The 23,377-nt window shown below is 61.9% G+C and carries 20 protein-coding genes; 17 read left to right on the forward strand and 3 right to left on the reverse strand.

Annotated features, from left to right (window positions below; all coding sequences use genetic code 11):
• Positions 1 to 72: 72 nt before the first annotated feature.
• From HMPREF1531_RS09320 to HMPREF1531_RS09330, 3 genes are read right to left on the reverse strand one after another with little or no spacing between them, the layout of a single operon-like run.
• Positions 73 to 2,262, reverse strand: a complete 2,190-nt coding sequence (locus HMPREF1531_RS09320) for a transglutaminase family protein (protein WP_016669700.1) — start codon at positions 2,260 to 2,262, stop codon at positions 73 to 75.
• A complete protein-coding gene (locus HMPREF1531_RS09325; protein WP_016669701.1) occupies positions 2,259 to 3,473 on the reverse strand; it encodes a DUF58 domain-containing protein in 1,215 nt (404 codons plus the stop codon). Before HMPREF1531_RS09325 ends, HMPREF1531_RS09320 begins: the two co-directional genes overlap by 4 nt.
• A 6-nt stretch (positions 3,474 to 3,479) precedes the next feature.
• On the reverse strand, positions 3,480 to 4,427 hold the full coding sequence (locus HMPREF1531_RS09330) for an AAA family ATPase (RefSeq protein ID WP_232210272.1): 948 nt from the start codon (positions 4,425 to 4,427) through the stop codon (positions 3,480 to 3,482).
• A 344-nt stretch (positions 4,428 to 4,771) separates the two neighbouring features.
• On the opposite strand from HMPREF1531_RS09330, the gene mraZ reads away from it, so the two are divergent.
• From mraZ to HMPREF1531_RS09415, 17 genes are all read left to right on the forward strand, one after another.
• Positions 4,772 to 5,200 (forward strand): division/cell wall cluster transcriptional repressor MraZ, encoded by a 429-nt coding sequence (gene mraZ, locus HMPREF1531_RS09335; RefSeq protein ID WP_016669704.1) that lies wholly within the window; start codon positions 4,772 to 4,774, stop codon positions 5,198 to 5,200.
• A 120-nt stretch (positions 5,201 to 5,320) separates the two neighbouring features.
• Entirely contained in the window at positions 5,321 to 6,373 is a 1,053-nt protein-coding gene (gene rsmH, locus HMPREF1531_RS09340; RefSeq protein ID WP_016669705.1) for a 16S rRNA (cytosine(1402)-N(4))-methyltransferase RsmH, read from the forward strand.
• Positions 6,370 to 6,948, forward strand: a complete 579-nt coding sequence (locus HMPREF1531_RS09345; RefSeq protein WP_016669706.1) for an FtsB family cell division protein — start codon at positions 6,370 to 6,372, stop codon at positions 6,946 to 6,948. The genes rsmH and HMPREF1531_RS09345 overlap by 4 nt, the downstream gene beginning before the upstream one ends.
• A complete protein-coding gene (locus HMPREF1531_RS09350; RefSeq protein WP_016669707.1) occupies positions 6,948 to 8,792 on the forward strand; it encodes a peptidoglycan D,D-transpeptidase FtsI family protein in 1,845 nt (614 codons plus the stop codon). The genes HMPREF1531_RS09345 and HMPREF1531_RS09350 overlap by 1 nt, the downstream gene beginning before the upstream one ends.
• An 8-nt stretch (positions 8,793 to 8,800) precedes the next feature.
• Entirely contained in the window at positions 8,801 to 10,291 is a 1,491-nt protein-coding gene (locus HMPREF1531_RS09355) for a UDP-N-acetylmuramoyl-L-alanyl-D-glutamate--2,6-diaminopimelate ligase (RefSeq protein ID WP_016669708.1), read from the forward strand.
• Entirely contained in the window at positions 10,288 to 11,733 is a 1,446-nt protein-coding gene (locus tag HMPREF1531_RS09360) for a UDP-N-acetylmuramoyl-tripeptide--D-alanyl-D-alanine ligase (RefSeq protein ID WP_016669709.1), read from the forward strand. The genes HMPREF1531_RS09355 and HMPREF1531_RS09360 overlap by 4 nt, the downstream gene beginning before the upstream one ends.
• Entirely contained in the window at positions 11,730 to 12,809 is a 1,080-nt protein-coding gene (gene mraY / locus HMPREF1531_RS09365) for a phospho-N-acetylmuramoyl-pentapeptide-transferase (protein WP_016669710.1), read from the forward strand. The genes HMPREF1531_RS09360 and mraY overlap by 4 nt, the downstream gene beginning before the upstream one ends.
• A gap of 19 nt (positions 12,810 to 12,828) precedes the next feature.
• Positions 12,829 to 14,307 (forward strand): UDP-N-acetylmuramoyl-L-alanine--D-glutamate ligase, encoded by a 1,479-nt coding sequence (gene murD / locus HMPREF1531_RS09370; protein WP_016669711.1) that lies wholly within the window; start codon positions 12,829 to 12,831, stop codon positions 14,305 to 14,307.
• Positions 14,307 to 15,599, forward strand: a complete 1,293-nt coding sequence (locus HMPREF1531_RS09375) for a peptidoglycan glycosyltransferase FtsW (RefSeq protein ID WP_016669712.1) — start codon at positions 14,307 to 14,309, stop codon at positions 15,597 to 15,599. The genes murD and HMPREF1531_RS09375 overlap by 1 nt, the downstream gene beginning before the upstream one ends.
• Before the next feature lie 61 nt (positions 15,600 to 15,660).
• Positions 15,661 to 16,761 carry an undecaprenyldiphospho-muramoylpentapeptide beta-N-acetylglucosaminyltransferase gene (gene murG / locus HMPREF1531_RS09380; protein WP_016669713.1) on the forward strand — a complete coding sequence of 367 codons (1,101 nt, stop codon included), beginning with the start codon at positions 15,661 to 15,663 and terminating at the stop codon, positions 16,759 to 16,761.
• A complete protein-coding gene (gene murC, locus HMPREF1531_RS09385; RefSeq protein ID WP_016669714.1) occupies positions 16,758 to 18,185 on the forward strand; it encodes a UDP-N-acetylmuramate--L-alanine ligase in 1,428 nt (475 codons plus the stop codon). The genes murG and murC overlap by 4 nt, the downstream gene beginning before the upstream one ends.
• The gene (locus tag HMPREF1531_RS09390) at positions 18,182 to 18,898 is read left to right on the forward strand and encodes a cell division protein FtsQ/DivIB (protein ID WP_156860238.1); all 717 of its coding nucleotides are present in this window, start codon (positions 18,182 to 18,184) and stop codon (positions 18,896 to 18,898) included. The genes murC and HMPREF1531_RS09390 overlap by 4 nt, the downstream gene beginning before the upstream one ends.
• Before the next feature lie 208 nt (positions 18,899 to 19,106).
• Positions 19,107 to 20,390 carry a cell division protein FtsZ gene (gene ftsZ, locus HMPREF1531_RS09395; RefSeq protein WP_036898948.1) on the forward strand — a complete coding sequence of 428 codons (1,284 nt, stop codon included), beginning with the start codon at positions 19,107 to 19,109 and terminating at the stop codon, positions 20,388 to 20,390.
• A complete protein-coding gene (locus tag HMPREF1531_RS09400; RefSeq protein ID WP_016669717.1) occupies positions 20,390 to 21,154 on the forward strand; it encodes a polyphenol oxidase family protein in 765 nt (254 codons plus the stop codon). Before ftsZ ends, HMPREF1531_RS09400 begins: the two co-directional genes overlap by 1 nt.
• A 96-nt stretch (positions 21,155 to 21,250) precedes the next feature.
• Positions 21,251 to 21,736, forward strand: a complete 486-nt coding sequence (locus tag HMPREF1531_RS09405; RefSeq protein ID WP_016669718.1) for a cell division protein SepF — start codon at positions 21,251 to 21,253, stop codon at positions 21,734 to 21,736.
• Between the two features lie 6 nt (positions 21,737 to 21,742).
• On the forward strand, positions 21,743 to 22,033 hold the full coding sequence (locus tag HMPREF1531_RS09410) for a YggT family protein (protein ID WP_016669719.1): 291 nt from the start codon (positions 21,743 to 21,745) through the stop codon (positions 22,031 to 22,033).
• Positions 22,034 to 22,153: 120 nt separating this feature from the next.
• Positions 22,154 to 23,356, forward strand: coding sequence for a DivIVA domain-containing protein (locus HMPREF1531_RS09415; RefSeq protein ID WP_016669720.1), 1,203 nt, complete (start codon positions 22,154 to 22,156; stop codon positions 23,354 to 23,356).
• Positions 23,357 to 23,377 lie beyond the last annotated feature (21 nt).

The following is a 23,377-nucleotide window of genomic DNA, read 5'->3' on the forward strand; positions in this document are numbered from 1 at the left end:
GTTCTGCCGAACCCGGTCGTGTGCTTCTGCAAGCGATGGCACGACGGCTTCCGGAATTCTTCCAGATCAATTTCAGTGCCACAAGGATTTGGGTAGCAGACGCGCGATGAGTCGTCGTCCGCTTGAGGCAGAAGCCCACCAACCGGCACGTACCGTCGCGACATCGCTCACCAGATGATCAGTTTCCGGAACTCGCGCGGAGAACCTCAACTCCTGGGTGGCCAGCAAGATACGTTTCATCGCCTGCGAGGCCTCGGCATTGAGCCCCCAATCACGATGGGCCAACTGCTGCAAAGTCAACTCCGGCCAGGAGATGTCCAGATCAACTGCGGTGGCCCGGATCTCGGAGAAGACGCCACGAACCAGGGCAGCTCCCTCCCCGGACAACCGGTGACGTCTGATACCGGTGCGCACCGTCATTGGTACTGCCCCAGCAATCAGCGCTGTCAGGATTGCCACGATCCACTCCCACGGCAGGTCTAACTGGCCATCCTGGCCATCTTGGGCATTCGGGGGAGTCACCGACGGGGACTGTTCCGGGGGCGGAGGAGCCGAGGGAGTCGTGTCCGGCTCCTCTGCAGAGGGAGTCGGCGACGGCGTCGGTGAAGGGCTGGGAGTGGGGGCGTTAGTGGACCAACTGGGATCCTCGCCAACCGAGACTGTTGGCTCGAAGCGAACCCAGCCGATCCCATTGAAGTACAGCTCGGGCCACGCGTGGGCATCGTGGGCGGTGACTTCCCATGAACCGTTTGCGGAGCGCTCACCGCTGGTGTACCCAACCCCGACCCGGGATGGGATGCCCAAGGAACGAGCCATCAAAGCCATCGAAGCTGCATAGTGAACACAGTAGCCGCGATGTGTCTGGGTCAGGAAGGCGGAGAGGGAATCGTAGTTGATCGATGGGGAGACCGTCAGGTCGTAGCTGAAGCGAGAGGTGTCGCGTAGCCAAGTCTGCAGGGCTATTGCAGCTTCCCCGTCGGTGTTCGCTCCTGCAGTGATCTCCTGGGTTAAGGTGGTGATTGCGGTTGGTATGTCGGCGGGGGAAAGATTCGCCACATCACCATCTGGGGCAACTCCCGCAGAGGCTGCGAGCAGTTGTTCCCGTGAGGGCTCGACATCGCGGTGTGCCACCTCGTAGGAACCCAGCCTCGGAGGCTGCTCGGCCACGTCGACCACGCTGAGGGTCATCGGGTCGTAGCGCCAGGAACCTTCTTGCGCATTCCACCGGCGTGGAGCGTAGGGGAGTGGGAGGTAACTGACGTCGAGGTCGACGGGGCGCACGCTGGTGGTGTCAGTGATTCCTGTCGCGGACATCCCAGGGATCTTCTCGGGAAAACCAGATTGCAGATCCATGTCGACGATGTGCCAGCCCTGCTGATCCACATTGGTCAGTGCAGCCATCCGCAGCATCACGCCGTTTTTTGCGGAGCTGTCATAGGTCGCGACCGTGGCATCCTCGGGGCGTTTCAGATTCTGATCCAGCAAGACTGTCGGGTCAGTGAGCTCCACCGAGGAGCGCTCATTGGCCTGTGGCAGTAGGTCGCGTTCCACCGGGGCAATGGCCAACCCAGCCAGGAGCGAGCCGACCAGACCGACGGCGGTCAACACCAGCGCCCACATTGAGTAGCCGAACCACCGCTTACGGTTGGGAGGTGATGTGACCAGTCTGGCCCACCGCAGATCGTGGTCGAGGGTCCTAGACCACAGCAGCAGGCACCAACTGATGACTAGACCGGCCATGGCGGCCACGGGCACCGGATGGGAGATGATGATCACGGTTACCAGGAAGGGGACTGCCGTGAACATGCAGGCCAACATCGCGTTGCGGGCCGCGATGAAAACCAGGTCGACCAGCACAGTCAACAAGCTCGCGACGAATGCTAGGGCGAGCAATGTCGAATCATCAGCCGGGGCGGGCTGATCCTGAGATAGCACTTCGACGGCCCGCTCTAACACTGTGGGCAGGGCGTTAAAGGCCAGCACTGTCCCGGAGGTCAGCAGTCCGGCCGTGACCTGGGCACCGACCGCAAGCAGAATGAACTGGGCCACCGATACCAGTACCGATCCGGCACCAGCGCCATCGGCGGGACCGCGTCGCCGCGCGACCGCGCTGCGTACCAGCGCGGCCACCAATTGCAGTCCTGTGATGGTAGCTGCCCAAGTCCACATGGCGCGGGGGTCGGTAGTCAGCACGAGGCCGGGAATCACCGCACCCACCATGGCGAGGGCGACGACGACTGTGTTGCGCAGGGAGGAGGTCACAGTGCCCCCATCGGGTCGTTGAGTAGTTCCCAGGCCAACGGGACAGAGGTCTGGGCATCAGCAACGATTACTTGCCACCCCCGGGCGGCAAGAATCTGCGCTGCTCGTTTCTGGGCTGTGGTGGCCTTGGCTCCGGAGAAGGTGCCCACGTCGAGGACGATCGCATGGGCACTTGCCGCCGAGGTGTTGATCGTGGACAGCGCCGCGATGTCAGCGTCGTGGAGCAGACCTAGCAAGGCGAAAACACCTGTGGAAGAGGCTTCGGAGACAGCAGTTTCCAGGGAATCAGCCTCGACGAGTTGGATATCGGTGAGCTCGTCGAGCAGCCGGGATGCTGACATCCGGGGCTCTGGGATGCGTCGGATGCCCTCGGCGTCGGCTAGGGAAACCCGGGAGGAGGCTCCCAGCATCGCGATGCCTATGGATGCGGCGGCCGAGACCGCCCATTCGAAGGAGGATGCCATCCCGAGCCCGGCATGGGCATTCGCTCGGTTGTCGATGACGATGCGGGTGGTGGGCGACCAGGACTGTTCCTCGCGACGCACCATGAGCTTGCCGATCTTGGCGGTGGAACGCCAGTGCACCCGGCGTACCTCGTCACCGGGCCGGTAATCGCGCACCAGGACATCATCGGCACCCACCAGGCCCGAGGAGGAGGACCGGTCGGTCACATGGTCACCGGCTGTACCCGAACCGGCCGAGGACAGTTCGTACACATGCGGGGTCACCGACAGCGGGGTGACCGAACTGAACGCCATGTCATGGGTAGCCAGCCCGAAAGGATCCAGGTTGCGCACCAGCAGGGGGCCGATCTGATGACGACCCCGGCGAGAGGCGTGCAGGGCATATGTGATGTTGCGCCCCCGTTTGCTCGTCGGGTCGCTCAATCCGAAGCGGGGACGGACCCCCATGTGCCGAGGAACGACCTCTTCGAAGTGCAACAGGCGGCGTCCCCGCGCATTCGAGTGCAGTATCACCTGCACTGCCACGGACTCATCCACCGGAACTGAGGTTGCAGCCAGATGGCGTTCGTGACGCAGGCCTTTGAGCGGCCATGACACGAGGAAGAGGGCCCCGGATAAGACGACGACCATGAACGACCCCACCCATACAAGATCACGCTGGGAGGTGATCACTCCGGCTGCCAGGAACACCAGTGCAAGCCCCAGGACGGCCCGGCCCCGGGAGGTCATACGACGCCAGACCCACACGACGACTCAACGATCGGTGGGGGCCGGGACGGAACGCAAGGCTGCTGCGATGGCCGAAGCCGGGGTCACTCCTGTCAGCCGGGCCTTCGGGGTGCACACCACGCGATGGGCCAGAATCGGCTCGGCTAGCGCCTGAATATCGTCTGGGATCACGTAATCGCGCCCCTGGATCGCGGCCTGGGTGCGGGAGGCACGCAGCAACTGGAGGCTGGCCCTGGGTGATGCGCCCAGCCTCAGGTCATCGCTCTCACGGGTGGCTGCAACGATGTCGACAACGTATTCCTTGATGGATGCGGTGGCGTGTACCCCGCGCAGCATGTCGGTGATCGCCGCGATCCGATAGGTGTCGGTGATCGGCATCAGGGAGTCCAGAGGATTGCGTGATCCGTGGTTGGACAGCATGTCGATTTCGGCGGTACGCGCCGGGTACCCCATAGTGATCCGCGCCATGAAGCGGTCGCGTTGCGCCTCCGGCAGGGAATAGGTGCCCTCCATCTCGATCGGGTTCTGGGTGGCCATCACCATGAATGGCTTCGGGAGTTGGTGAGTGGTGCCGTCAACCGACACCTGCCGTTCGGCCATCGCTTCGAGCAGGGCCGACTGGGTCTTGGGCGATGCCCGGTTGATCTCGTCGCCGACGACGATGTTGGCGAAGATGCCGCCGGGCTTGAACTCGAACTCGCGGGTCGCCTGGTCGTAGATGGATACCCCAGTGATGTCTGAGGGCAGCAGGTCTGGGGTGAACTGAATGCGTCGGACGGTGCAGTCGATAGTGCGCCCCATGGCCTTCGCGAGCATCGTCTTGCCGACCCCGGGAACATCCTCGACCAGCAGATGCCCACCGGACAGCAGGACGACGGTGGCGAGGTTGATCTGCTGCGCCTTGCCCTCGATCACCGACCCCACGGACTTCGCGATCGCTTGGGCGGTGGCGCGTACCGCATCAATGTTCAGCCGGGCTGTTGTCTCCACTATTTCTCCTGTGTCGATCTCCACGTCGTGGGCAGCCCGTGCCACGGGCCCGTTAATCCTATCCACCTTGATCCCGGGGTTCGCCACCAGATGCCATCCGTTTTCCGCGACACGCGTGGAGGCGAAGCGCGATGGAAGAAAGGCAAACCCTTGCTCCACTTTCCTCCACCAGATAGAGGCGCTGGTCAGAGCTGTTTCGTTGAGTGCGGTGAGGAGTGTCGATGGCGTGTCGGAAGGCAAGTTGGGTGGAAAGTGGAGTGATCTGGAGTAGGGTGGTGCGCACTGGAGAGGTGGTGCAGGTCGATGAACTTGGGAGGTGAGGACCGATGTTTCTCGGCACTCACACGCCCAAACTCGACGACAAGGGCCGCTTCTTCTTACCCGCGAAGTACCGCGACCAGATGGCTGCCGGACTCGTGGTGACCAGGGGTCAGGACCACTGTCTGTCCGTCTTCCCGAGAGCGACTTTCGAGGAGCGGACGCAGCAGATGATTCAGGCGCCGACCACCATGCGTCGGGTGCGAGACTTCCAGCGAATGCTGGCAGCCTCGGCTTCTGACGAGGTACCGGACAAACAGGGGAGGGTCACTATCCCTGCTGTTCTGCGGGAATACGCGGGACTGGAGACCGAGATCGTGGTGGTCGGGGCCATCGATCGACTCGAGATCTGGAACCCCACGTCGTGGGCTGACTACAACGCCGAGAAGGAAACCGAATTCGCAGAACTGAATGAGGAGATATTCCCCGTCCTGTGAGGCCGCCGTGATCCCGGACCTCGGTCCGGACCCTGGACCCTGGCGCATCTTCCCCGGTGCCAGGTGCCGGGGGCCGGACTGGGATCCGAGGCCACGGAACAACGAAAGGAGAGTGCAGTCATGACCGCACGCCACAATGCAGCCTCGTTGGCTGTTAATCGTGCGTTGCCTGACGCGCTCCCTGCATTGGCGACACGCGAGGGACGGGTGATCCATATACCGGTGCTGCGGGAACGCATCACCCGGGAGTTGTCCGATGCGCTGGATGTCCCTGATGCAATCCATGTTGATCTCACCACTGGGATGGCTGGGCACGCATCAGCGATCCTGGTGGCGAACCCCAGGGCGCGGGTCATCGGGATCGACCGGGACGCGTCGGCTCTGGAGATCGCCCGGGAGACCTTGGCGCCCTTCGGCGAGCGGGTGCATCTGATACGGGCCGGGTTCGATGAATTGAACGAGGTATTGGATGAACTGGGTGTGAAGCGGGTGCACTCGGTGCTCGCCGATCTCGGTTTGTCCTCTATGCAGATTGATCAGCGCGAGCGTGGTTTCGCCTATGCGGTGGACTCCCCCCTGGACATGCGCATGGACAGCAGGCAGCAGCTGACTGCTGCGGATCTGCTGAACAAGACGTCTGCGAACGAGTTGGTAGACATTCTGCGCACCTACGGCGAGGAACCACACGCTGAACGGATCGTGCGGGGGATCGTCGCCGCTCGCGAAGCTGCCCCGTTCACTGACTCGGCCCGCCTGGTGCAGGTCATCTCGGACGCTCTGCCTGCGTCGGCTCGCAACAACGGGCACCCTGGAAAGCGGACCTTCCAGGCACTGCGCATCCGGGTGAACGGGGAATTGGATGCCCTGGAGCAGATGCTGCCGACGGCGCTCAATGCCCTGGAGGTGGGGGGGCGGTTCGCTGTGCTGGCCTACCACTCGTTGGAGGATCGCATGGTCAAGCGGACCTTCACTGAGGCCTGCTCCGATCATGCACCGGCACGACTGCCCGTCGTGCCACCAGAACTGATGGCCAAGTTCACCCCGGTAACACGCAAGGCCGTCCGGCCTGACCCAGATGAGGTTGAGGCCAACCCCCGTGCCGCATCGGCACGACTGAGGATCGTCGAGAGAATCCGCCCAGGGGCGGTCATGAGCAAGGAGAGACAGAGATGAGTGCACTGGCAACGCCACTCGATGAGTCGCCCCGTACCGAGCGACCCCTGCTCCGGCTAGTTCCACAGGTGGGTGGACGGCGCATCAACATCCCGTGGGTTCCGGTGGTGATCTTGGTCCTGATTGCCTGCATCGCAGGAGTGCTGGTCTTCACCACCACGATTCAGACCCAACAGGCTGAGTTGAACAGGCTGCAGCAGGAGGCCGCCCAACTGTCCTACCAGGAGGCAGCACTGCAGGCTCAAGTGCAAAACTTGAGGTCCAGCAGGAACCTTGCTAGCAGAGCTTATGAAATGGGGATGAGGCCCAATCCGCATCCGGCCTTCATCCAAATGCCTGACGGCACCGTGGCCGGTGATCCCACTCCCGTGACCGGTGACGAGCTGGGCGGTATGGTACCGGCCGAGGTAATCGAGGCGAATGCCGTTGCTGCAGCACGCACCAAGGCCGAGGAGGAGGCGAGATTGAAGGCGGAGGCCAAGGCTAGGGCCAGCGCCTCGACCGTGCCTACCCACCAGGGTCCTTCGGCTACACCGTCTCAGGAAGCTACTGCTGCCGCGAGCGGGCAGGGCTGATGGCGCGGAAGCGGTCACGCAGGCCGGTGGGACGCATCGCTGAGGTGCGGGTCACCATTTTCTTCCTCGTCATGGCTTTTCTATTCTCCTTGTTGGCGGGCCGGGCTTTGCTGGTGCAGGGGATTGATGCCGGATCGAATGCGGAAAAGGCCGCGGCCATGCTGCGGCACAAGGAGATCCTCAAGGCCGACCGGGGGGTGATCGTCGACCGCAACGGCACGGTGCTTGCCGAGACCCAGCCGGCCTTCCAGGTCATCGCCGATCCTTACTCGATCTCCACCAATGGCAGAGATCCTTCGTCGATGACCGAAGAACAGAAAGATACTGCCGCGCGTGCGCCCCGGGCGATCGCGGAAATCGCAGCTCGTTACCTGGGTGGTGATCCCGCGGATTATCTGAACAAAATCAAGGATCCCATGGACGCCGATGGAAATCGCCGCCAGTACGTCCTGCTCGCACGTAAGGTGGGGGCGGCCATCTACCAGCAGATGGTCAGTGAGCTCACCGCACAAGGATGGTTCGGCATCTACTCGGCTCCCGATCCCATCCGCTTCTACCCGAACGGTACTCTTGCCTCGAATGTGCTCGGTTTTGTGAACCATGAGAACGAGGGAGCCGCGGGTCTGGAGTACTCGCAGAATGCGTGGCTCACCGGCACCGATGGCTCGCAGATCTATCAGTCCTCCAGCTATGGGCAGATCCCCCTAGGCGAATCCGCCTTGGTGGAGCCCGTGGACGGGGCCGCCTACCAGTTGACCATTGATGCCGAAATGCAATACATGGCCGAGACTGAGCTTGCGAGTGCAGTGGCCTCCCACAAGGCGAGATCTGGAACTGCGGTGGTGATGGCGGTCAACAGCGGCGAGGTTCTCGCACTGGCCAACTACCCCTCGTTCGACTCCAATGATCCAGCGACTGGCAAGGAGGGAGACCTAGGTAACCGGGCAGTCACCGATGCCTACGAGCCTGGTTCGGTACAGAAGGTGCTGACCATGGCAGCCTTGATCGACGCCGGGGTATGCAATGCCGACACCAAGGTGGAAGTGCCTTCCCGGATCTCTTCCGGTGATGGTTATGTCACCGATGCCTGGAGTCACGGGACCCTATACATGACGGCCAGGGGAGTGCTCGCGCGTTCATCCAACGTTGGAACCGTGCTGCTGGCTAGACAAATAGATAAATCGACTTTGAGAAATTACCTGTCTTCCTTCGGCCTGGGAACCTCCACGGGCATCGAGTTACCCGGTGAGGCTGGGGCAGGCATGGGGACCCTGCCCGATGCCTCAATGCCGGACTATGCAAGGGACCAGATCTCCTTTGGGCAGGGTTTGTCGGTGACTGCTCTGCAGGAGGCGGCCGCTGTTGCAGCGGTCACCAACGGCGGTACTTATCACGCGCCGAAGATCATTGCCTCGGCACGCACCGCCGAAGGTGAAGACATTACGGTCCCACGGCAGGAACCCCGCCAGGTCATCTCCAAGGAGGCCTCGGGGCAGGTGGTCAACATGATGGAGGCCTCGATCGCATCCCCGGAGATGACCACCTTGGATGCGAACAAGATCCCCGGCTATCGGATGGCCGGCAAGTCAGGTACCGCTCAGAAGATCGGCAGGTATGGCAACTACGATGGGGGCTACACCGGGTCTTTCGTCGCGGTCGCCCCGGCGGAGGACCCGAAGATCCTGGTCTACGTTGTCATTGACGAACCAACCGATGGTTACTATGGGTCTCAAGTTGCCTTCCCTGCCACCCGAGAACTGATGATGCAGGCCCTGCCACGATACGGTGTTGCACCGACGGCGAATATTTCGCCGTACGCCGACCCGTTGTCCTACGAACCGTGAGCGATGCCATGAAGCTGTCCGAACTGGTGGCAGAAACAGATGCCAGCAGACCCGAGACCGATCCCGAGGTATTCGATGTCGTCCTTGACTCCCGTCGGGTCAGACCCGGAGCAGTCTACGTCGGACTCCCCGGGACCCGGCACCACGGTGCACATTTCGCGAAGGAAGCAGCAGCAGCCGGAGCCGTAGCGCTCATCACCGATCCGCAAGGGGCCAAGATCGTCTCGGGTATTTCGATCCCGGTCTGCATAGCTGATGATCCCCGTGAGGTGATGGGCGTGGCCGCTGCGCGGATCCACGGCCATCCATCGCGGTCGATGGGTACCTTCGCGGTGACCGGGACGAACGGGAAGTCCACCACTGTGTTCATGATAGACGCTGCACTGCGGGCCGCGGGTCGGCATGTCGGTGTCATCGGGACCTTGGGTTTTCTCGTTGACGGTCAGCCGATTGATGTGGAAACCACCACGATCACCACTCCCGAATCCCCGGACCTGCAGCAGAACCTGGTACGGATGCGCGAGGCTGGTGTCCAAGACGTGGCCATGGAGGTCTCCTCCCACGCACTGGTGCTGGGGCGGGTCAGCGGGATGCACTTTGACATCGCAGGGTTCACCAATCTGGGACGTGATCATCTCGACTTCCACCACACTGTGGAGCAGTACTTCGAGGCGAAGGCCAAGCTATTCACCTCGCAGCTGTGCCGTTGTGCGGTGATCACCATTGATGACGATCCGGGACGCCGGATGGCCGGACGTGCCTTGGACGCAGGCCTTGGGGTGAGCACGGTGGGATTCGCCGAGGATGCCGACTACCGAATCGTTTCCCATCGCCCCGAGGCGACGGGGTCGGTGATGCAACTCGCGCATCCTCGCGGATTACTGGAGGTGAATGTTGGCTTGCCCGGGGTTCACAACTTGAGCGATGCAGCCTTGGCCCTAGCGATGATCGATCAGGGTGATGTCGACATCACGGTGGCAGCGAGCGGATTGGCTGATGTCGTGATCCCAGGCCGCATGCAGCCGGTCCCGTTGGGTGATGATGCTCCCCGGGTCTACGTCGATTTCGCCCACACTCCTCAAGCCATCTCCTCTGCGCTGGAGGCTCTCAATTATGCGCAGCGGGCCGGAAGAGTCATTGTGGTGCTGGGGGCAGGTGGCGACCGGGACCCCGACAAGCGGGAACCCATGGGCGCTGCTGCCGCCCGATTAGCCGATGTTGTCGTGGTGACCGACGACAACCCCCGATCCGAAGAACCGGCCGCGATTCGTGCTCGAGTGCTTGCTGGGGCTCGGTCGGTAGAAGGGCGCGCGGTGCAGGTTGTCGACGGAGGTGACCGCCGCTCGGCCATCGAGACGGCACTGCGGATCGCCGAGCGCGCTGATGTCGTGGCAATCCTGGGCAAGGGACACGAGAAGACCCAGCAGTTGGCCGATTGCACCATAAACTTCGACGATGTTGCAGAGATCGTTTCCGCGTGGGAACGGGGGCAGGCATGAGAACCATTGATGCAGCAACCATGACTCGGATGATCACGGATTACGGGACCGTCGCACGGTTGTCGGGCGCCCCGGAAACGATGATCGGCCCCGATGTAATCATCGATTCTCGGAAGGCCACCGCGGGTGCATTCTTTGTCGCCCTTCCCGGTGAGAGCGCCGACGGTCATGATTTTGTCGGCGCTGCGTATGAGCAGGGTGCGGCCGCAGTCATGGTCACCCATCCTGTCGACGCCGAGATCACCCAGGTCATCGTCAACGACACAGCCGCGGGGCTCACGTCGCTGGCAAGGGCTGTTCACGCCTGCGCCCGCGAGGAAGGATTGCGTACCGTCGCCATCACCGGATCGGCGGGGAAGACCTCCACCAAGGATCTCACCCACCAAGTGTTGTCTGCGGTCGGAGCCACCGTATCGCCGACCGGTTCGTACAACAACGAAATCGGTACCCCGCTGACCGTGTGCCGGGTCGGGCAGAATACCGACTTTCTGGTCGCCGAGATGGGCTCTCGGGCGGCCGGGGATATCGCGCATTTGTGTTCCATCGCACGTCCCGACGTGGCCATGGTGTGCAATGTCGGCTCCGCCCATATCGGCGAATTTGGTTCCCGGGAAAACATCGCCCGGGCCAAGGGAGAAATATACGAGGCCCTGCCTACTGAGGGCTGGGCCGCTCTCAACGCCAACGATCCCCTGGTCGCAGCGATGTGGCAGCGGACCGCCGCCCATCGGGCAGCGTACCGGGTGGGCGGCCAGCCGGTCTTCGATGTTCCCGGGGTCGAACTAGAGGTGCACGCTGATGGGATCGTCCTCGATGACCTGCAACGGGCAGGTTTCACCCTCGTAGCCACCCAGGATGATCAGGTTTCCTCGGCCAGCGTCCAACTCAAGGTGATTGGCGCCCACCAGGTGACGAATGCCGCAGCGGCCGCCACCGCGGCTCTGTGCCTGGGAGTAGATCTGCAGATCGTTGCAGATGCTTTGTCGAATGCGGTTCCGCGTTCCCCGATGCGCATGGAGTTTCACGAGTTGGCTAACGGGGCTGCGGTGATCAACGATGCCTACAACGCCAATCCCGATTCCATGGCCGCGGCCCTACGAACTCTTGCCAGCATGATCGCGGACCGGCGTCGCACCAATCCGAGAGCCCGGGCGCTCGCCGTTGTTGGAGACATGCTCGAACTGGGCTCCGATGAAGTGCAACTACACCGGGCGATGGGTGAACTGGCGGCTCAGCTAGGTATCGACGAGGTCTGGGCCATCGGCGATTTCGCCGAAGTGATCGCCGATGGGGCAGGCGAACGGGGGCGTGTGACACGAGTTGATCGCGCTGCCGGGTCACTACAGTTGGACGACGGGGATGTCGTGCTCGTCAAAGCCAGTCGTGCTTTGGGTCTAGAGCGCGTCGCGAATGAACTCGTCGACAGGGAGGACACACGATGAAGTTGATCATCGCTGCGGGGGTGCTCTCCTTGCTGGGTACTCTCGTCGGTACGAAGTTCTTCATCGATTTCCTGATCCGTCGGCACTATGGGCAGTTCGTCCGCGACGATGGACCGCAGAGCCACAACTCAAAGCGGGGGACTCCCACCATGGGTGGGGCGGTAATCGTCTCGGTGGCTGTACTGTCCTATGCGCTGGCCCACCTAATCACTTGGGAACCAGTCTCCTATTCGGGGATACTGCTGCTGGGATTACTGGTCGCCTGTGGGCTTCTGGGCTTCATCGACGACTGGACCAAGATCTCTCACAAGAGATCCTTGGGCTTAACGAGCCGGGGCAAGCTGATCGGCCAATTGGCGATCGGGGCAGCCTTTGGGGTGTTGTCCCTCGTGGTTCCCAATGCCTATGGTGATACTCCGGCTTCTCGCTACATCTCATTCACCCGCGACATCGAATGGTTGCGCATGCCTGTGGTGGTGGCGGTGGTCTGGATGACTTTGCTGGTCATTGCATCCTCGAATGCGGTCAATCTGACCGACGGTGTCGACGGGCTGGCTACTGGATCACTGACCATGGTCTTCGGTGCCTACACCTTGATCAATATCTGGCAGCGCAACCAGTGGTGTCGCCCGGGATCAACCTCCGGGCCATTGTGCTACGACGTGCGTGATCCATGGGACCTTGCAGTGATTGCCGCAGCCATGGCCGCGGCCTGTTTCGGGTTCCTGTGGTGGAATGCAAAGCCGGCCAAAATTTTCATGGGTGATACCGGTTCACTGGCCTTGGGCGGGGCAGTCGGTGGGTTGGCAATCCTGACCCGCACCGAGTTGCTGCTTATCGTGTTGGGGCTGCTTTTCGTCGTTGAGGCCGCATCGGTGATGATCCAAGTCTCCTATTTCAAAGTCACCCACGGTAAGCGGGTGTTCAAGATGGCCCCCCTGCATCACCACTTCGAACTCCTGGGCTGGGACGAGGTGACCGTGGTCATCAGGTTCTGGATCATCTGTGGCACGACGGTGGTTGCTGGGCTCGCACTGTTCTATGCCCAGTGGGTGCTGGGCATGGGCATCGGCTGAATCGGCTGAAAGGGATCTGATGGCTGATCTGGACTGGCTCACCAATGCGGACCGGCGCTCGCCGTGGCCGCAGGTGAAGGCCGTTGTTGCAGGCATCGGCAGCGCCGGTTTTGCGGCCGCGGATGCGCTGTTGGAACTCGGTGCTCAGGTAACGGTCCTGGACGACTCCGATTCCGATGCGAACGCTGACCGCGGTGGGCTGCTGGAATCCTTGGATGCTACCGTCCGGCTGGGTGAGGGAGCCTCCACGAGCCTGCCCGCCGACGCTGATCTGTTGATCGTCTCCCCGGGGTGGCGCCCAGATCAGCCCTTGGTGGCACAGGCTTTGGCGAAACGGCTGGAGGTGTGGGGTGACGTCGAGCTGGCTTGGCGGTTGATGTTCCCCGACCGCGTGGTTCCTTGGCTGGGGATCACAGGAACCAATGGGAAGACCACTACCACCCAGATGCTCGAATCGATGTTGCGCGCCGATGGACTGACCGTTTCGGCGGTGGGCAATATCGGGCGACCGATCATTGAGGCCCTCAATGATGAATTCGCCTATGACGTGCTTGCCGTGGAACTGTCGAGTTTTCAACTGCACTGGGCACCCTCGCTGCGTCTGCATTCCGCAGTGGTGCTGAACCTGCATCCCGACCATTTGGAATGGTACGGGCCTTGGACCGGTGAAGACCTTGCGATGCAGGGCTATCAGGACGATAAGGCGCGTATCTACCACCAGGTCTCGCAGGCCTGCATCTACAACGTCGCCGAACCTCTCACTGAGGAGATGGTCGCTCAGGCCGATGTCGTTGAAGGGGCCCGGGCGATCGGTTTCACCTATGGCATCCCCGCAGTCTCCATGCTTGGGGTGGTGGATGACGTCTTGGCCGACAGAGCCTTCATCCCACAGCGCCACTCCTCGGCCCTGCCTTTGGCTCAACTTTCTGACGTCCAACCGCAGGCTCCGCACAACGTGGAGAATGCATTAGCCGCTGCTGGGCTCGGGCGCTCTTTCGGCATCCGGCCCGCGGCCGTGGCTAAAGGATTACGCGACTTGCACCTGGGAGGTCACCGGATTGCGACGGTGGCCGAGGTCGGCGGGGTCCGGTGGATCGATGACTCCAAGGCAACCAATCCGCATGCGGCAAATTCTTCGATGCGGGCCTTCGACTCGATCGTGTGGATTGCTGGTGGCCAGGCGAAGGGAACAAGCTTTGATGATCTCATCGCGGCCCATGCGGGCAAGCTAAGGGGAGCCATCGTTCTCGGGGCCGACCGGGTGATGATCGCCGAAACTCTACGCCACCTTGCTCCCGAGGTGCCCGTCGTGGTGGTGGATACCACCGAGCCTCGTGCAGCGATGACCGAGGCCGTTGCGGCAGCGGCAGGATTGGCTGCCGTGGGAGACACCGTGTTGTTGGCTCCGGGGTGCGCATCCCGGGACATGTGGACCGGATATGACGCCAGGGGTGACGATTTCGCTGCTGCCGTGCAGGCATTGGGAGGTGTTAGGTGATGGCTGCCCGCACGAAGTCTTCGGTCACCACGGAATTTTCGACCACCAACTCGACTCCTCGGCACAGGTGGCGGCCAGCCGACGGCATCTCCAAGCTGTTTTCCTCGCCAGCTTCGAAACTGTCCCATCCACAGGCTGATTTCTATTTGGTGCTCGGGGCGGCATCAATGCTCGCCCTCGTCGGGGTCCTGATGATCTGGTCCGCATCTTCGGTCTACGCTTCGGTCAATCAACTCGGCCCCTATTACTACCTCCAACGCCAAATCATCTTCCTCGCCATCGGGGGACCGGTGGCTTGGGGGCTGTCCCGCTGCGGAACCCGGACCATCTACGGAGTGGGATTTGCCGGGATCCTGGTCTCGGTGGTGCTCCTGCTGGCGGTGCACACCCCCCTGGGCGTCGAACTCTACGGCAACCGTGCCTGGCTGAATGTGGGGCCACTGGGAACCATCCAGCCCTCCGAGTTCGCCAAGGTCGCCCTGGTGATGTGGGCAGCGGGTTTCGTGGCCCTGCGTAAGAGGACCCACAACGACCCGGCCAAATGGGTTCCTCAAATGGTGACTGTTTTTGGCATCATTGAATGTTTAGTGCTCGCCCAGAAGGACTTGGGCACCATGGTAGTGATCGGCATGATCCTGATGGCGGTGCTCATCTTCGCGGAAGCTCCGTGGAAATGGCTGGCGTGGCTCACCGTGGCAGCCGTGACTGGCGTGTTGTTGATGATCGCCACAGACGCGGAACGGCGCACGCGTATCTTGAGCTTCCTGCACCCAGAATCGGCGGTCTCTGATCAACCAAACAATGCGATCTACGCACTGGCCTCAGGCGGTTGGCTAGGTCTGGGGCTGGGACGTTCCCGGCAGAAATGGGGAGGCCTCTACAACGGCGCCCAGACCGACTATGTCTTCGCCGTGCTCGGTGAGGAGACCGGGCTGGTCGGTACCCTCGGGGTGATCTCGCTGTTCTTGGTCTTGGTATTTGCCGGTTTCCGGGCCGCGTCGCGGTGCACCTCGCGAAGCCTCGGTCACGCTGCGGCGGGGATGACCGCGTGGCTGGGTCTGCAGGCGCTGATCAATATCGCGGTGGTGCTGCGTGTGGCCCCGGTGTTAGGCATCCCGCTGCCCTTCCTGTCGCAGGGTGGTTCGGCTCTACTGGCGAATTTGGCTGGCGTCGGCGTCATTCTGGCTGCTGCCCGCCGCGAGCCCGGAGTCTCCCAGTCGGCGACCACCACCCCAGATAAACCCCAGCGCACCCCACGGATCACCTCAGTGGTCGACACTCCGGGTGGCTGATCCACATCGTCCCCGATGGGGGATTGGTGACAGACTTGAAACAGTGACGAAAGGTTCATCCATGCTCCATGTGGTTCTGGCCGGTGGTGGTACGGCAGGACATACCTCTCCACTAATTGCCACGGCCCAGGCGCTAGGGCGGCTGGAACCGGGGGTGAAGATCACCTGCATTGGGACCGAGCGCGGTCTGGAGACCCGGCTCATTCCGGAAACTGGGCTGCGGCTGGAATTGATCCCCGCGGTGCCGCTGCCCCGCAAACTCACGCTGGATCTGCTCAAGGTGCCCTTCCGGCTGATAGGGGCGGTGAAACGGGCTAGGCGGATTATCCGCGGTGCCGATACCGTCGTAGGGTTCGGTGGATATGTGTCGATGCCGGTCTACTTGGCTGCCCGCATATCGGGCATCCCAGTGGTCATTCAGGAACAAAATGCCCTACCGGGACTGGCGAACAAGGTGGCTTCCCGGTTCTCTGCGGTGACCCTTACCTCCTTCCCCGGTACTCCGCTTCCCGGAGCCCGGTTCGAGGGAATGCCGCTGCGTGAGCAAATCACCGAGTTGGCCACCCATGGGCGAACGGCACGCCAGGGCGAGCAGCGGGAACGCTTTGGATTGCATCCCGATCTGCCGGTGCTGCTGGTCTCCGGCGGTTCCCAAGGAGCGCGTTCGCTCAACGACGCTACCGTGCAGGCAACCAACCGGCTGCTCGAGGCAGGAGTGCAGATCCTGCATGTGTGGGGAGCCCGCAACTTTCACGACAGGATCGCTGGGAGTGTTGCCAGCAACGGTGCTCGCTATGTTCCGTTGGCCTATGTCGACAACATGGCCGACGCTTATGCTGCAGCCGATGTGATGCTCGCCCGTTCCGGAGCAGGAACGGTGGTGGAGACCGCGGTGGTTGGACTGCCGACGATTTTCGTCCCGCTGCCCATCGGCAACGGGGAACAGGCACGCAACGCGGCACCGCTGGTGGCTGCCGATGCAGCCATCGTTATTGACGATGATGATCTTGACGCGGATCTGCTCACCACCACGGTGAATACGCTGGTGAAAGATCCAGGACGATTGTCTACCATGTCCCGGGCAGCCAGTGAGTTGATGCTTCCCGGAGCAGCCGAACGGGTAGGGCGCATCGTATTGGACATTGCGCGAGGTCGACGATGAGTCTGCGTCGCCCCACACCGGTGGTTCCGGCTGCACGAATTGGATCCTTGCACTTCATCGCCATGGGTGGTGCTGGGATGAGCGGCATTGCCCAACTTTATCATGACCTTGGTCATCGGGTCTCCGGATGTGACCGAGTCGCCACTGAGGCCCTCAATGCCCTCGCCGATCAGGGTCTGAGCTGTTTTGTTGGCCATGATGCGGCGCATCTGGCTGGGGTGGAGGTCGTAGTGGCCTCCTCGGCGATTCCCGCAGACAATCCAGAACTGGCGGCCGCCAAGGCGGCGGGGCTGCGGGTGTGGCACCGTTCCGAAGCACTGGCCGCCCTGATGACTGGCCAGACCGGGGTCTCGGTCGCAGGAACCCATGGCAAATCCACCACCTCCGCGATGATTGCCGTGATGCTGAGGGCTGCAGGAGCTGATCCCTCATACGTGATCGGGGCGCCCTTGGTATCCACCGGGGTCTCGGCGCACCTGGGAGGAGGTGAGGTCTTCATCGTTGAGGCTGATGAATCCGACGGCAGTTTCCTGCAGTATCCGACCAAAGTGGCGGTCATTACCAATGTTGAGCCAGACCACTTGGACAACTGGGGAGATGCAAAGTCTTATTTCGCCGGTTTCGTTGAATTTGCTACTGCAGATGAGGTCGAGGCTGTGGTCATCAATGCCGATGATCCGGGTTCCCGCAGACTTCGTGAGCTGCTGATGGCCGCCGGAACGAGGACGATCTCCTACGGCAAAGCCCCCGATGCCGATGTCCGGATCACCGGGATCGGCTATCAGCAAACCCGCTCTTATGCGGTGCTGACCACCCCGGAGGGGGAACACCGGTTGGATCTGCGGATTCCTGGGGAACACAACATTGTCAATGCCACTGGAGCCTTCACCGTGGGATGTCTACTTGGGCTGGATGCAGGCGCGCTGCTGGGCGGGGCCGCCGATTTCACCGGCACCCGGCGTCGCTTCCAACTGGTCGATGATGTGGACATTGGCGGGGGCGCTGTGCGCATCTTCGATGACTATGCCCACCATCCCACCGAATTGCGAGCTGCCCTCCAGGCAGCACAACGGGTCAAGGGGGAGGGGCGGTTGATCGGGTGCTTCCAGCCACACCTGTACTCCCGCACCAAGAATTTCGCAGAACAATTTGGTGAATCACTAGCGATCGCCGACCACGTCGTGGTCACCGACGTCTATGCCGCCCGTGAGGAGCCGGTACCCGGGGTGAGCGGGGAACTGGTTGCCGACGCGGCCAGGGCCCATGCTGCTGAGGTTGACTGGATCCCCAATAAACAGGAACTTCCCGGGCACCTGGCAGGTTTGGTGCGTCCCGGAGATCTGGTGATAACCCTCGGAGCTGGCGATATCACCTCGGTGGGCCCACGCCTCGCCGAGGTTTTGCGGGAAAGGACTACGAGTTGAGCGTCCCAAACCAGGAACTCAACACGCGACTCGGCCTGCGCGACATGACCGAGCGGCGACGCAGGCTTCGTCGGCGGTTAACCATCGTCGCAACGATGATTGCCGTCGCGCTGGTGACCGGAACGCTGCTCTTTTCCCCGGTACTGGCTACCCACCAGGTGGAGGTGCGGGGCACCGCGGTCTTGTCTACTGAAGAGGTCATCGAGGCGGCCCAAGTGCCTTTGGGAGTGCCGCTCACCCGACTTCCACGCGCAACGATATCCGAGCGGATCTCTGCCTTGGCTCCCGTCGCTGATGTGCGGTTCGGTCAATCATTGCCTCATACCCTGATCATCACGGTGACCGAGCGGACGATGGTTTACCAGGTGGCCGACCGGGGAAGTTTTCATTGGGTCGATGGCGAGGGTGTCGATTTTCACCAGACTGCGGAACAGGCTGATGGGTTGCTCGGTGTGCTGGACATCAGCAATGAGCGGCTGCTGCGCGATGTCGCCACAGTAGTGACATCACTGGGTCCCGAGGTGGTGACGATGACGACGAAAGTCACCGCTGATTCAATCGACCACATCGTGCTCACTTTGTCCGATGGGCGGCAGATCAACTGGGGCAGCGCCGAGAAATCAGCCGAGAAGGCAGCGGTGCTTCCCACTCTGCTCGGCATGAAGGCCGCTTGGATCGACGTCTCGGTGCCCTCTCATCCGGCCATCAAATGAGCCTCGGACATCTTCGGGGTTCTGACCAAAACCCTTAAGCGATGGTTGAGGTTCGTGGCTCCACATGGACACTTGAACTCCACGGAACCTAACCTTTTTGAAGGTCGCCGCGGGTCGATCACCGTTTCCGGGGCGAACGTACCCACAATCTGAGCAGACCAACCACCCCAGACGGGTAACGACGAGAGCGGGGCCAACAGTGGCATTTGTGGATGAGCCGAATCTGACGGCAGACATCAGGGTCGTCGGTGTTGGCGGTGGTGGCTGCAACGCAGTGAACAGGATGATCGAGTCCGACCTGCGAGGGGTCAGCTTCCTCACCATAAACACTGACGCCCAGGCATTATTGTTCTCCGAGGCCGACGTCAAACTCGTCATCGGTGCCGAAACTACCGGAGGACTGGGAGCGGGCGCTAATCCTGAAAAAGGACGCCAGGCCGCTGAAGATGCCAAGGAGGCAATCGAGGAATCATTGCGCGGTGCCGACATGGTCTTCGTCACCGCCGGTGAGGGAGGTGGCACTGGTACCGGCGCAGCACCGGTGGTCGCCAAGATCGCCAGGTCATTGGGTGCCCTGACTATCGGCGTGGTCACCCGCCCGTTCTCCTTCGAGGGCCGCAAGCGTGCCCGGCAGGCCGATGAAGGCATCGACAATCTCAAGTCAGAGGTCGACACCCTCATCACGATCCCCAACGACAAGCTGCTTGAGGCCGCGGATCGCAACATCGCTATCATGGACGCCTTCCGTCAGGCCGATCAGGTGCTGTTCCAGGGTGTGTCTGGCATCACCGACCTGATCACCACCCCTGGAGTGATTAACCTGGACTTCGCCGATGTCAAGGCGGTCATGCACGAGGCGGGCACCGCCTTGATGGGCATCGGCTCAGCATCGGGTGATGACCGGGCCCGCAAGGCAGCCGAGCAGGCGATCTCCTCGCCACTGCTGGAGGCCTCCATTGATGGTGCCAAGGGCGTGCTGTTGTCGATTGCGGGTGGACAGGATCTCGGATTGTTCGAGGTCTCGGAAGCCGCCGCGATGATCGAGAAGGTTGCCCATGAGGATGCGAATATCATCTTCGGAACCGTCATTAATGAGGCTCTCGGCGACGAGTTGCGGATCACCGTGATCGCCGCCGGCTTCGATGAGAAGCCTGCGGTCTCGCGGCCCGTGCAGCGTCCGGCTGCCCGTTCGCAGGTCACCATCGCGGGGTCTAGCAGCAGCAACATCGCCACAGAACGACGCGACGCCACTGAACGCGACACCACTGAACGCGGCACCATTGAACGCGACGCCACTGAACGCAGCATGGTGAGCGAGCGCGTCAGCTTCACCGGGCAGCGTCGGTTCCCCACCATCGTCAATCAGCCAGGCGCCCCAGCACCGAACCCTGGTGATGACGAACCGACGAATACCAACGTCAACCGCCACGCAGCCCCGCTGCCGGTGAACGATGACGGCGACGATCTGGATGTTCCGGACTTCCTGAAGTGATGTTTGACTCTTACCTCGACCCCGGCAGCAACGCCGGGGTCGGTGTGTTCTTCACGGACCGTACCGGTGGATTCTCCAAGGGTGGGATGAGCAGTCTCAACTTGGGACGCACCGATCTTGATGACGTAGCGGCTCTGCGTGCCAATATGGGAGCGGTACGACGGGCCAGCGGTCTGGAATGCATCGCCGTCGTGCATCAGATGCACGGGGCGGAGGTACACGATGTGGACCGGGATCCAGACTGGAGGGGCGATCGCTGGCTGGGTGACCGAATCCCGGGGGCGGCCAGGATCCCGTTGGCCGATGCCATGGTCACTTCGGTTGCCCGAGTTGGATTGGCCATCCGGGTGGCTGACTGCTTACCGGTGCTTCTCGCTGATCCGTGGGCTCGGATCGTGGCTGCCGCCCACGCCGGAAGACGAGGCCTGCTCGACGGGGTACTGCGAAGTACCGTCGAGGCAATGACCGCCAAAGGGGCGCGACGGATCACCGCGTGGATCGGACCACACATCTGCGGAAGTTGTTACGAGGTGCCGGGCGATATGGCCGCTGACGCGCAGCATCGCATTCCTGGGGTGGCCACAACTACCTCCTGGGGCAGCCCGGCGATCGACCTAGGAACCGGGGCCTGCATCCAATTGGCAGAACTCGGTGTCGAGGTGCATTCGGTCGACCCATGTACCCTGACGACTCCATCTCTGTTTTCCCATCGCGGCGATGGTCCGGATGCCGGGCGTCAGGTCGGGGTGGTGTGGTTGGACTGAGCCTCGTGCGGTTGGATTTCCTCGGTGTGCCGAAGTTTGCTCGCATCGGTGTTTGGGTAGGCTGACGTGCCAAGGACGAGTAGGGAAGGAAGACCGATGCCGCAGTTCCTCCGCAAGGCGGCGGCCTGGATCGGACTGATTAGCGACGAGGAATTCACCAGGTACGGTGACGACGTCGAACAGTTCTCCGAGCCCATCTATCCCGATGATTCCCGCATCGAGTCCGCCCGCTCGGCAGCCAAATCGTCCGCCTCTTCGGTGCGCACTGTAGAGGTTTCCGAACCGGAGGGTCCCGTGCAAGCAGACCTGAGTCGGATCATCACTGTGCATCCCCGCACATACAACGAGGCGCGAACCATTGGCGAACACTTCCGTGAGGGAGTGCCCGTCATCATGAACCTCTCCGAGATGGAGGACGCGGATGCCAAACGCTTGGTCGACTTCGCGGCTGGCCTCATCTTTGGTCTGCGTGGCACGATTGAACGTGTGACCAGCAAGGTCTTCTTGCTGTCACCCAACAATGTCAACGTGACCGCCGAGGACAAGGAACGTATCAAGGGCGGTTTCTACAACCAGAGCTGAGGTTCGATGCATACCATCGGGTTCCTGCTGGCCACCGCGCTGCAGATCTACATCTACCTGCTCATCGCCCGGATGATCATCTCTTGGGTGCCTGCTCTCGTCCCGCAATGGCGTCCCACCGGAGGTGTTGCATCGGTCTTCGAGGTGGTCTACACGGTGACCGATCCGCCGATCAAGATGCTGCGCCGGGTGATCCCCCCACTGGACCTCGGAGGCGTGAGTCTCGACCTCGCCTTCATGGCAGTTTTTGTCCTCGTCTACGTCCTCCAAACGCTGGTCCACAACCTTTTTTGGTGATCTAGAGCAGTGTGGGCAGGATGCGGTTGAGATTTTTTCGTGATTTTGCTTGCCTTGCTTGCGTTAGCCTAGTTTGCAAGGGCGATGAGCCAATTGAAGCCTGCTGATGTGGAGTGAGAGATGACCCTGTCCCTCGATGAGGTCCGCAATATTCGTTTCCCGATGGCGCGCAAGCCGAACGAGGACGGATACCGGGCCAGTGCGGTCGACAATTTCATGGACAAGCTCGAGATCAGCTACGCACAGCTGGTCGAGGAGATTGACCAGTTGCGCTCTGCCGGTGCCTCTGGCAACTCTGGGGCGTCCGACGAGCTGCGTGGTCGTCTTGAGGAGGCGAACGCCAAAGCGGAGTCTGCGCGTCAGGAAGCCCAACAACTGCGTGTCCAGGTTGACCAGTTGAAGGCCTCGCAGTCTAGTTCGGCTTCTGCTGTCAGCCAGCTCAACCAGGACAAGCAACGCCTGACCCAGGACAACGAGCGACTCACCGGTGAGATCGCGAGCCTTCGTGGCCAGCTCGACGAGTTGCGTGCTTCTTCTGACGTGGCCGCCACCGGTGGCGAGCAACTGAAATCGGAGAATGCCTCCCTGCTCACCCAGTTGGACAAGCTGCGCAAGGAACTTAACGCATCACGCCAGGAGACAGCTGCCGCGCGTGAGGAGGCCGAGAAGGCACGTACTCAGGCCGCACAGATGACCTCCTCCATGGGGCCGGTCTCCGCCGATGGCGTGCAGACGATTCACGTAACGACTTCAGCTGAGGCCTCCCCGGCAGTGATCCGGCTTGTGGAGCTCGCCACCGAGCAGGCCGAGACCTTGGTCTCCGATGCCCGGACCGAAGCTCAGCGTCGCTTGGATGAGGCCGTCGGCCAGGCTGAACGGGTCACTGCTGAGGCTCAGCAGCGTGCTGCAGCTCTGGAGAAGGAGTCCCGTTCGCGTGCCGAGTCCGCCGAGACCGAGGCTCGCGCCACTGCAGATCGCGTGCTAACTGAATCTCGCGCCAATGCCGATCGTCTCCTGGCCGAGGCCCGGGGTCGCGCGGAGCGGTTGACCGCCGAGGTCACCCAGCGTCGTTCCGAGCTGTTCACGGCTTTGGAAGCCGAACGTGACCAGCTCACCGTGAAGGTCAATGGGCTACGTGACTACGAGGATCACTACCGCACTACGTTCACCAATTTCCTCAAGACCCAACTCGACGGGTTGTCCAAGGCGGAGCTGTCCGGGAACCGTCCCGATATCGACTCGATGTTCGGAATGGGTAACCCCAGAGTGTCCACCCCGAGGCTTGATGCCTTGGTTGACGAGTCCCGCAAGGGGCTCAACTGATCAATACGATCTGCTGCGGGC

The organism is Propionibacterium sp. oral taxon 192 str. F0372 (assembly GCF_000413315.1).
GTDB lineage: Bacteria > Actinomycetota > Actinomycetes > Propionibacteriales > Propionibacteriaceae > Brooklawnia.